This is a genomic window from Acinetobacter sp. YH12097, from assembly GCF_013419225.1.
GTDB lineage: Bacteria > Pseudomonadota > Gammaproteobacteria > Pseudomonadales > Moraxellaceae > Acinetobacter > Acinetobacter amyesii.
The window spans coordinates 1-10,743 of record NZ_VPAN01000059.1; the positions used below are offsets into that span (position 1 = coordinate 1).

Annotated in this window: 7 protein-coding genes; 3 read left to right on the forward strand and 4 right to left on the reverse strand. The window is 43.4% G+C overall.

What is annotated here, in order from left to right:
• Positions 1-321: 321 nt before the first annotated feature.
• Positions 322-1,428 carry a dimethylsulfone monooxygenase SfnG gene (sfnG, locus tag FTU37_RS15460; protein ID WP_078190545.1) on the reverse strand — a complete coding sequence of 369 codons (1,107 nt, stop codon included), beginning with the start codon at positions 1,426-1,428 and terminating at the stop codon, positions 322-324.
• A 39-nt stretch (positions 1,429-1,467) separates the two neighbouring features.
• On the reverse strand, positions 1,468-2,199 hold the full coding sequence (gene msuE, locus FTU37_RS15465) for an FMN reductase (RefSeq protein WP_168379418.1): 732 nt from the start codon (positions 2,197-2,199) through the stop codon (positions 1,468-1,470).
• 374 nt (positions 2,200-2,573) lie between these two features.
• Between msuE and FTU37_RS15470 the strand changes: the two genes are divergently transcribed.
• The gene (locus FTU37_RS15470) at positions 2,574-3,224 is read left to right on the forward strand and encodes a response regulator transcription factor (protein ID WP_078190543.1); all 651 of its coding nucleotides are present in this window, start codon (positions 2,574-2,576) and stop codon (positions 3,222-3,224) included.
• A 425-nt stretch (positions 3,225-3,649) separates the two neighbouring features.
• Here the strand turns inward: FTU37_RS15470 and FTU37_RS15475 are convergent, their stop codons facing one another.
• A complete protein-coding gene (locus FTU37_RS15475) occupies positions 3,650-4,399 on the reverse strand; it encodes a hypothetical protein (protein ID WP_171525947.1) in 750 nt (249 codons plus the stop codon).
• A gap of 447 nt (positions 4,400-4,846) precedes the next feature.
• Positions 4,847-8,335: a PAS domain-containing hybrid sensor histidine kinase/response regulator gene (locus FTU37_RS15480; protein ID WP_168379420.1), complete on the reverse strand. Its 3,489-nt coding sequence runs from the start codon at positions 8,333-8,335 to the stop codon at positions 4,847-4,849.
• Positions 8,336-8,516: 181 nt separating this feature from the next.
• On the opposite strand from FTU37_RS15480, the gene FTU37_RS15485 reads away from it, so the two are divergent.
• Both FTU37_RS15485 and FTU37_RS15490 read left to right on the forward strand, forming a co-directional pair.
• A complete protein-coding gene (locus tag FTU37_RS15485; protein ID WP_078190540.1) occupies positions 8,517-8,849 on the forward strand; it encodes a DUF485 domain-containing protein in 333 nt (110 codons plus the stop codon).
• 1 nt (position 8,850) lies between these two features.
• Positions 8,851-10,566 (forward strand): cation acetate symporter, encoded by a 1,716-nt coding sequence (locus tag FTU37_RS15490; protein ID WP_168379421.1) that lies wholly within the window; start codon positions 8,851-8,853, stop codon positions 10,564-10,566.
• Positions 10,567-10,743: the final 177 nt, after the last annotated feature.

Sequence of the window (10,743 nt, forward strand, 5' to 3'; positions counted from 1 at the left end):
TACTTCATGTACAACCATCATTTTAAAGGCGAAGCTATAATCACGTTGTGTGCGTTTAACTCGTTGTTCTTGTGCATGTTCCATAAAATAAGTCTCTTAAGGTGTAAACTTATTTCAGGACGGGACAGTATCCATATAGAAAAAGCCCGACAGGATGTCGGGCTTTTTCTTTGTCAGGTTAGCTCATTTTCTAGAATCAAAGCATATCTTTAAATGGGACTCGAGATAAAAAATCCCCTAAGCCGAGCCTTAGGGGAGGAAAGTGAAGTGAGCCGGTTGTGATTATTATGCTGATTACATGAGCTGTGACTGCATCAACAATTATGCTGATTTAGCCTGCACAACTTGCTGCTGTTGAGCTTCCAGTTCACGAACCAGTGGCAACACTTTTTCGCCAAAGTATTCCACTTCTTCAATGAAGTGGAGAAAACCTGAGAGAACCAAATCGACACCTACACTTTTGAGTTCCACAATGCGTTCGGCAATTTGTTGTGGCGTGCCAATCAGATTGGTTTTAAAGCCGTCGTTATATTGAACCAAATCTTCAAAAGTAGATTTTGCCCAGTTACCTTCGCCTTCTTTTGTGGATGCACCTGCTTCACGAGTTGCATCGCCAAAGGCATTGACCGCTTCAGTATTGGCATTGTCGATAATAGCTTGAAGCACCGCTTGGGCTTCTTCCTCCGTATCTCGGGCAATGATGAAGGCATTCACCCCGATTTTGACCTGATGGTTATTGGCCTTGGCTTTTTCACGAATATCATCGATCTGCTTTTTCAACTCAGCAGGGGTATTGCCGTTGGTGAAGTACCAATCGGAAACACGTGATGCCATGTCACGTGCTGCACGTGAACTGCCACCTTGGAAGATTTCAATATGCGGTTTTTGCACAGGTTTTGGAGATAGGGTATAGTCTTTAAATTGATAGTATTTACCATCAAAACTAAAGTTATCCTGCGTCCATACGCCTTTTAGGCTACGAATGAATTCTTCAGAGCGCGCATAGCGTTGATCATGCTCGGGCCATTCTTCTCCAATCGCATCAAACTCACCACGGAACCAACCACTCACGACATTAATCGCAATACGGCCATTGGTGAGATGATCGATGGTCGCCAATTGTTTCGCAGCCAGAGCTGGTTTCCAAGGGCCAGGTAAAATCGCTGCAATGACTTTGAGTTTTTCAGTTTTGGCCAAAATTCCATGGCTGAAACTAACCGATTCGTGTTGATTCTCTGCGTTATAACCTGCTGTAAAACGAATTTGAGTCAGCGCATAATCAAAGCCACTTTTTTCTGCAGCTTGTGCCAAACGCACGTTATAGTCATAGCTCCAATCGGTACGCTGTTCAATATTACTGACCACCAAACCACCACTGACGTTTGGTACCCAGTACGCAAATGTAATGTTTTTTTCTTGTACTGACATTTTGCAAACCCTCGGGATCGAATTGTTATGCTGTGGTGTTTAGGCCACTTGTGTTTTTGGCTTTTTACTATGCAGTCGAGCTTCAGCGGCATCCAAACTTGGAACAGCTGCAGAAGGAAGGACTTCTTCTTGCTCGATTTGTTTATTAATGCCCAAGTTTTGGTTGGCTTGTTGAGACTTGGCTTTCACCACTTCAGCACGCTGACCTTTGGCTGGAGCCCATTCCAAAATCGGCAGCGCACGTGCTACAGCTAAAGTAATGCGGTCACGGAGTAATTCACTATGAATGGTGTATTCAGGGGTGAAATCACGATCTGTTGCATAGACCCCAATCGGTAATGTTTGCGCTTGGAAGAAACTGAACAATGGACGCAGTTGATGTTCAAGCACTAAAGCATGGCGTTCAGAACCACCCGAAGCTGCAAGCAAGACAGGTACATCCACCAAGGCAGTTTGTTCGACAAAGTCAAAGAAGTGTTTAAACAGACCTGTAAATGAAGCACGGTAAACTGGTGTTCCAACAATCAGTGCATCAGCAGCTTCAACGGCAGCAAGGTCGTCTTGTACACGTTGTGGCAATTGGTTACGGTAAATCGCCCCACCTAATAAATTGCCAATTTCGCTAAACTTAATAAAATGCACATTGATTGGAGTCGCATCACCGAGCTCATCAACAATCGCTTGTACCAAAGCTTCAGTTTTAGATGGATTGTTTAGACCACCTGACACAGCAGCAATATTCAGGGGTTTTTGTAGATTAACTTGAGACATTTTTTAAACCTAAAAGTGTGGTTTCTCGGAATGCCTTTTATTAATCCTGATGGGTGGATCACTGTAAAATAACGAAAATCAGAAAAGTTATCTGATTTTTAGATATGTTGGAAAAACCACAAGATTCGTGAAATTTCAAATTTTAAACTGTTGATATTTCAGCATATAATGCTTAGATATAAGCATTTTTACTGTGTTGATAAAATTTATATGAAAATATGATTAGATTTAAAGATTTATAGAAAATGCGAAAAAAGACGCATTTTAGGTGAAAATCTACATTTTAAATGCAAAAAAATAAGTTCTTGCATATCCTTCACATAGCATGTGTGGTTAGAATAGGGTCATTGTGCACAAGATCTCTCACGTTGCTTATGAATATTTTAATCGTTGATGATCACCCGCTGTTTCGTCATGCTTTAATTCAGGCGGTTCGTTATAGTTTGCCTCAGGCGCAAATTCATGAGACTGCAGCAGTCAATGAATGCTATGAACGTCTTGAAAATGGCCCTGAGCCTGATCTTGTGTTATTGGATTTAAACTTGCCGGGTGCTTCAGGCTTTTCTGCCTTGGTGCATATTCGCGCGCAATATCCATCGATTCCAATCATTGTGGTCTCTGCGCATGAAGAAGCGTCGATTATCCAACGTGCGATTGCACATGGTGCGATGGGTTATATTCCAAAATCTGCACATCCAAGCCACATTGGTGAAGCGATTCGTCAAGTCTTAGAAGGCGAGATTTGGTTACCACCAAATTTACCTGCCAACATGAACTTTGACCCACGTGCTGCAGATGAAACAGCATTGGCAGAACGTATTCAGTCTTTAACACCGCAACAATTCCGTGTGTTAATGATGGTGGCAGAAGGTTTGTTGAATAAGCAAATTGCCTATGAGTTGGATGTGTCTGAAGCAACTATTAAAGCGCATGTAACGGCAATTTTCCGTAAGTTGGGCGTACAAAACCGAACTCAAGCTGTATTGGCAATTAATGCATTGAATATTGAAGAAAAGAAAATCTAAGGATTTTTTCAAAAAAAAGACCTCCATCGTGGAGGTCTTTTTTTATGCTGTTTAAGCGATAGAACAATGCGAATTAAACCAATAACTGATATTACGCACCTAAAAGTAATTTCGCATTTTTAAAATGATTTTTAAGTCAGTTCGACGGAGTCTTACATCTAGGGATTAAATAAAGGGATCAGCCTTCGGCTGGAGGTACTTTTGTTTCGGCAAAAGTACCCAAAACCATTGTCATCCGCAAAACTCGTTCACTTGCGCCAAATTATTCAAAGTATCGCAAAAACATTTGTGATTAGAAGTCGTCCTGTCTCAAACACTTGCGGATGACGTTACCGCGTATCGTTCTTTTATTTGAATCAAATTGTGCTTCTGATGTTACTGCGTAACATCAGTTAATACCTTATATAAACAACTTCAACAATAACTTAAGCAATATAGTCTTGCTTAGGCGTCAGATCGGTACAGTACAAAGGGTTGAGCGCACATTGTAATTCATCAATTTGTTCATCGGACACATAGCCGCGCGCTTTGAGATAATCCGCGACACGGTCATCACGTAAACTCAGGAAAGCCGCATCATAAACACCCAAATCCACAAATAGGGCTGCAGTTTCTAAGCTGTTAAAACGATCCAGATAAACATCATTGTCATACATCAGGAAGATATGGTCTTGCTTGGAGTTGGCATCGACATTTAAACGTTGTGCCAATTCAAATGGCGCTGTTTTAATAAATAGTAAATCAGATAATTCATCAAACTGTGTTTTATCCAGCTGGTTTTTGTCGGTTTTGACTTTACCGAGCCACGCTTTAAACACCAAAACCGCACCACCACGCAGTAGCATGCTCCAAATCTGATGACGGGTGTCCAAACCCAAGCCATTGGATTCTGCTTCTAAATTTTGCAGCAGTAGGTCTTCTTGCTCTGCCAGTCGATCGAATAAGCCAAGGCCTTGAGGTTTGTAGGCATTCGGCGCAAAGACATCAAAATTCAGTTCATCAAACACTTGTAACGCGAGAGGAACGGCACTGCGATAGAGCGTTTCCAGCGCTTCGACTTGCACATCACTTAATTTGCTGAACTTAAATAGCTGACGCCAATCGATCTCTGGCAAAATGGCATTGGCACCATACTGACGATGAAACTGTAGATTTTGATCAAAACCATGCGGCATTGTTTCTGAAATATTCACAAGATCACTCCTAATATGCGGGGGAGATCAGCTTCTCAAGTGTTGAGTTATGACGCTTCTTGAATTGGCTTGAAACTGATCAACTTCTTATGAATATTTTTAAAACGAACGGCCGCAGCTAAATATACGACTAAAGTTTTAGTTTTTATTTTTGGTTATAAAAATATGATTTAAATCAAATAGATTTTTAATTGTAACTAAGTGTACAAGTGTTCACTCACGCATTCGATATCTTTTGCCATAGGCAATCAAAATTTGATATTTATGGCTAATAAATAGACGAAATATCGGGGCTATTTTGAATGATCTTGCCGCTAAGACAAATTTTTTTGCCAGTTAGGTAAGTTTAAGTAAAAGCAAGGTAAACAAAAGCCCATTTCATGTGAATGAAATGGGCTACTTTTCACAGAGCGATGTCCTGTAACAACGCTACTGATTTGAAATTTTTAAACCAGATAACCATGAACGCAGTGAAGCCGGTTTCAATGGTTTTTTCAGTAAGACGATGTTTAACTCTTTTAGACGTTGCGGTAGTTCAGGATCAGAATCTGCGGTAATCAGCGCCACAGGGACATTTTCCTGACGGTTATCTAAAATAAAGTCGAGACCGATCTTGTTGTTATTCAAGTGTTGGTCAACCAACCAAACTTGAATATTTTCTTGTTGAATCAACTCCATGGCCTGTTCAGGTTCAGTGGCTTTAAAGACTTGATAGCCCCATTTGGTCAGTAAGGTCGACATCCCTTCCAAAATGGTTTCATCATTGTCTAAGCACAGAATCTTATAGGCTTTGGTCTTCAGCGGAACCGCTTGAGTCGGTGCAGCGACCACTTTTGGCGCAGCGACCACAGGCACTTCAATCATAAAACACGAACCATGACCAAGTTCTGAGAACACATGCACTGGGTAGTCGAGTAGGCTGGTCATGCGTTGCACGATGGCTAAACCTAAGCCCAGACCCTGTTCGCCCCAAGGAGAGGTATGTCCACAGCGTTCGAACTCTTGGAACAACTTAATGCGCTGTTCTTCCGCGATTCCAGGACCCGTATCCCAAACGCCAATACGAATATGTCCTGGACGTGCTGAACGTAGCACACCCACCACAACACGACCACGCGCCGTATAGCGTAGGGCATTGCTGACGAAGTTTTGAATAATACGACGAATCCACTGTGGGTCGGTGTCAATCCAAAACTGAGCATCGTGTACGGTCAGTTTGATATTACGCTGTGCCGCAATCGATTTAAATTGCAGTTCAAGATCACTGAGTAAGTCATGCAGCGGATAAGGCTGACGTTTTGGTTGAATGGTTCCACCTTCGAGTCGTGCAATGTCCAATAGGGCAGAGAGCATACTTTCCGCACCATGCAGCGCACGATCTAGTTGCTGAAGCGTTTTAAGATCATCGTCATTTTGTACGCTTTGCTCGAGGGCGGTACTAAACAGACGCGCAGCATGCATCGGTTGCAATAAGTCATGGCTTGCGGCAGCAATAAAGCGGCTTTTCGACATATTGGCTTTATCGGCTTGCTCACGTGCCAATTGTTGTTCAGACAGGGCATCTGCCAACTGTTGGGTACGGTCTTGCACACGGCCTTCAAGCAAGGCTTCATTTTCACGGAATGCAGTAATATCGGCAAAGGTCGTCACGAAACCGCCGCCTTCGATTGGGTTCCCGCGCATCTGAATTACACGGCCATCTTTACGGATCCGTTCAAATTCGTGTGCGCTGCCGACTTGCATCCAATGCATACGTTTACGCACATGTTCTTCGACTGAACCGGGACCACATTCGCCGCGTTCAGCGTTATAACGAATCAAGTCTGAAATTGGACAACCGACATAGACAATGTCTTTTGGATAATCAAACAGTTTGAGATATTGATTATTCCATGCCACCAAACACATATTTTCATCAACCACGGACACACCTTGAGTCATATGGTCGATCATGGTCATGATCAGGTTTTGGTTAAAGCGCTGCCACTGTGAGGCTTGGTCAAGAATATTGGCGACCTGACCGAGTGCTAAACCATTATTGACCATGGCTGTGGTGAGTAGGGTACGGGCAGATGCCGCACCGATGGTGCCGGCAAGATACTGTTCGGTAAAACGCCACCACATGCCGTTGGCGCTGCTATTTTCATTCAAAACGACATTGTTTTGTGCGCAGAACTGGTTGAAGGCGCGCATAGTTGGACCTTCACCGGTAATGCGTTTTGCCAAAGTAATCAGATCACCTACTTTTAAGCGTGCCACATCATGGTGAATATAGCTGATGTCGTTTGATGTACTTTGAGCCGGGAGGGGCTTGGTTTCATAATAAAAGAAACTTTCGGCCTGAATTTGCTCGGCAACACTTGGACGGAAGACGCGGGAAATCCAAATATAGAGGGTGATATTTAAACCCAGTGCCCAAACTACGCCATGGGTAAGTGGATCGAAAGATTCAAACCCTAACAGTGCTTCAGGACGTAACCAACTCAAGCCTAGCGGACCCTGACTTAAAAGATTTTCGGTAAATGTTTTAAATTGTTCAGGCAGGCTACGCAATACGGTTGGTAATAACAGGGTATAAGCCCACATGCCAAAGCCGACCAACAGACCTGCATATACGCCTTGCTTACTTCCGCCGCGCCAATATAAACCACCAATTAACGCCGGTGCAAACTGTGCCACAGCACTGAAGGCCAATAGGCCAAATACCGATAATTGGTCAATGTCATTGAAGAAATGGAAGAACAAGAAGCCCAATAACATGACCGCTAAAATACATACACGACGTGTGAATTTCAGTACGAGTGGTAGGCGTTTGTCATGACGTGACAATAAGCGTGTACGCCACAGTGCAGGCATGATCAAGTCATTACTGAGCATAATCGACAAGGCCACTGACGACACCAACAGCATACCTGTCGATGCTGAAAAACCACCGAGAAACGCAAGTAAGGTCAACCAGTCTTGGTTATAACTCAAAGGCAGTGAGAGCACGGCAACATCGGGGATTGCCAAGTAGGCAGGTGCTGCATGCAGCGCCCAACTGGCAATCGGGATGATCGCGATAATGGTTAAAATCAGATAAATGGCAAACCAACGACGAGCACCACGGATATGCTTTTCATCTCGCAGTTCAACCACCGCGACATGGAACTGACGTGGTAGACAAATAATCGCTAATGCAGCCAATAAAGTTTGAATCCAAAAGCTTTCTGGCACACCTTTGAGCTGAACATCTTTAAAGGTGGTGTTGATGTCATGGCTGATTTGAGCCATGTTTTCAGGTGATTCAAAAACAAAGAAAAATGCGACTGCAAGTAGTGCAAACAGCTTGACGAAAGACTCAAATGCCACAGCCAACATTAAGCCGCCGTGCTGTTCAGTATTGGCAATCTGTCGTGTCCCAAACATCATCGCCAAAATCGCCAATACACCAGTCAAAAACAGCACACTATTGGTGGTGCTGGTCAGACCAGCGGTCGGTTCTAAAATGACCGTTGCACTTAGGGCAATTGCACGTAGTTGCAAGGCTAAATAGGGAATAATGGCAATCACGGCAAGGATCGTGACTAATGACGCTAAGGGGCCACTTTTACCATATCGTGCTGCTACAAAGTCGGCAATCGATGAAATGGCATGATGCTGACGGACACGGCCTAAACGTCGCCAAATATCATAGCCGAGCGCAACAAATAGCAGCGGTCCTAGATAGATCGGCAGGAAAATAATGCCCTCACGAACCGCGGCACCTGTTGCGCCATAAAACGTCCAAGATGAACAGTAAACCCCTAAAGTTAGACTAAAGAGAAGCATTCTGCCGCGAGTACTGAGCCTGCTGGCATGCTTTTCACCAAAGAATGCACATACAAAGAGTAATGCGATGTAAAGGGCCAATACCCCGACGATAAGCCAACTATTCATAGAGCCTGCAGCATATTAATTCTCGCTTAATGATAACGCATCCATAGGCTTAGGGAGGTTATTGCTCAAAATTTAACGACCAAAGTCTAAATTACAAGAGATAAGGAACATTGGTAAGTTTAGCTTCGAAATAATTCGAATTAGAAAATTGCGCGCCAAGGTTCGGCGTAAGGAGAACATTATGGATGAGAGACAGGTAGAACAAATTCTACAGAATCCAAAATTTAAGGAAATGGTTAGCCGTAAAAGTAAGTTGAGCTGGACTTTGACGATCATCATGTTGGTGGTCTATGTCGGCTTCATGCTACTTGTGGGCTATAACAAAGAGTTCTTGATGCAATCCGTGAGTGGTGGTGTAACCACGATTGGTATGCCATTAGGTTTGAGCATTATTGTATTGTCATTCCTACTCTGTGGTGTGTATTCGTACATTGCAAATAATAAATTAGATGCATTAAACGAAGAAGCAATGCGTGAAGTAGAAGCAATTACTCAAGAAAAAGGACTTCACTAAGATGAAATGGAATTCATTGAAAGCAACAGCACTGGCGGCTCCCGCTCTGCTCATGTCAAGCATGGCAATGGCAGGACCAGATTTAGGTGAAGCACAACAACAAGCAACCAACTGGCATGCGATTATCATGTTCGCAATCTTTGTTGGTTTGACTTTGTTTATTACAAAATGGGCAGCGAAGCAAACCACGAACACTGCAGACTTCTATACTGCCGGTGGTGGTATTTCGGGTTTCCAAAATGGTTTAGCGATTGCCGGTGACTACATGTCAGCAGCATCGTTCCTCGGTATTTCCGCAATGGTATTCAGCTCTGGCTTTGACGGCTTGCTGTATTCATTGGGCTTTATGGTGGGTTGGCCAATCGTACTGTTCTTGGTGGCTGAGCGTCTGCGTAACTTAGGTAAGTTCAACTTATCTGACGTGGTGTCATTCCGTCTGGCTGAGAAACCTGTCCGTACACTTGCAGCAGTAAGCTCGCTGGTGGTTGTCGCGTTCTACCTGATTGCACAGATGGTGGGTGCAGGTCAGTTGATCAAATTACTATTCGGTTTGAACTACAACATTGCGGTTGTGATCGTTGGTCTACTGATGATGGCGTATGTAATCTTCGGTGGTATGTTGGCAACAACTTGGGTACAGATCATTAAAGCTGTAATGCTGCTTTCTGGCGCAACTTTCATGGCATTCATGGTCATGAAAGGCGTAGGCTTCAGCTTCTCTGAAATGTTCACTCAATCGATCCAAGTTTTCTCTAAAGTACATGATGTATCTTTAACTGAAGCTGCAAACATTATGGGGCCTGGTAAATTGGCTGCAAACCCAATTGATGCGATCTCTCTAGGTCTTGCATTAATGTTCGGTACAGCAGGTCTACCACACATCTTAATGCGTTTCTTCACAGTAAAAGATGCCAAAGAAGCGCGTAAATCAGTGGTTGTAGCAACAGGTTTCATTGGTTACTTCTACCTGCTGACTTTCATCATTGGTTTTGGTGCGATCCTTTATGTTTCAAACAACCCACAATTCCTTGATGTAGCGAAAATGGCGGTAACTGGCAAGCTCGAGCTTGTTGGTGGTAACAACATGGCTGCGGTGCATTTATCTGATGCATTGGGCGGCGATTTGTTCATGGGCTTTATTTCAGCGGTAGCATTCGCAACGATTCTTGCAGTTGTTGCAGGTCTAACATTGTCAGGTGCTTCAGCAATTTCACATGACTTGTATGCAAACGTATTCAAGAAAGGTCAAACAACGCCAGAATCTGAACTTCGTATGTCTAAAATCGCGACTTTAGGTCTTGCGATCTTCGCAATGATTTTAGGTATCTTGTTCGAGAAACAAAACGTTGCATTCATGGTTGGTTTGGCATTCTCTGTAGCAGCGTGTGCAAACTTCCCAGTGCTTGTATTGTCGATGTTCTGGAAAGGTTTAACGACGCGTGGTGCGGTGATTGGTGGTGTGGTTGGTCTAGCAACTGCTGTGATTCTCATTGTATTGTCTAAAGCAGTTTGGGTAGATACATTTGCAATCTCTGAAACACCAGTTAACCCATTCAATGGTCCTGCAATCTTTGCAATGCCATTGGCATTCATCTGCTGCTGGTTGTTCTCTGTGACTGATAATTCAGCGCAAGCACAAGCTGAGCGTAAAGCATTCGATGCACAGTATGTACGTTCACAAACTGGTATTGGTATCTCAGGTGCTTCAGATCACTAATCTGAATAGCCTAAAAAGCCCCTAACAAGGGGCTTTTTTATATCTAAGTAATGTCCCGTCCTGAAATAAGTTTACACCTTAAGAGACTTATTTTATGGAACATGCACAAGAACAACGAGTTAAACGCACACAACGTGATTATAGCTTCGCCTTTAAAATGATGGTTGTACATGAAGT

Coding starts and splice junctions, on each gene's coding strand:
- sfnG (WP_078190545.1), bottom strand. CDS start 1,428: ATGTCAGTACAAGAAAAAAACATTACATTTGCGTACTGGGTACCAAAC.
- msuE (WP_168379418.1), bottom strand. CDS start 2,199: ATGTCTCAAGTTAATCTACAAAAACCCCTGAATATTGCTGCTGTGTCA.
- FTU37_RS15470 (WP_078190543.1), top strand. CDS start 2,574: ATGAATATTTTAATCGTTGATGATCACCCGCTGTTTCGTCATGCTTTA.
- FTU37_RS15475 (WP_171525947.1), bottom strand. CDS start 4,399: ATGCCGCATGGTTTTGATCAAAATCTACAGTTTCATCGTCAGTATGGT.
- FTU37_RS15480 (WP_168379420.1), bottom strand. CDS start 8,335: ATGAATAGTTGGCTTATCGTCGGGGTATTGGCCCTTTACATCGCATTA.
- FTU37_RS15485 (WP_078190540.1), top strand. CDS start 8,517: ATGGATGAGAGACAGGTAGAACAAATTCTACAGAATCCAAAATTTAAG.
- FTU37_RS15490 (WP_168379421.1), top strand. CDS start 8,851: ATGAAATGGAATTCATTGAAAGCAACAGCACTGGCGGCTCCCGCTCTG.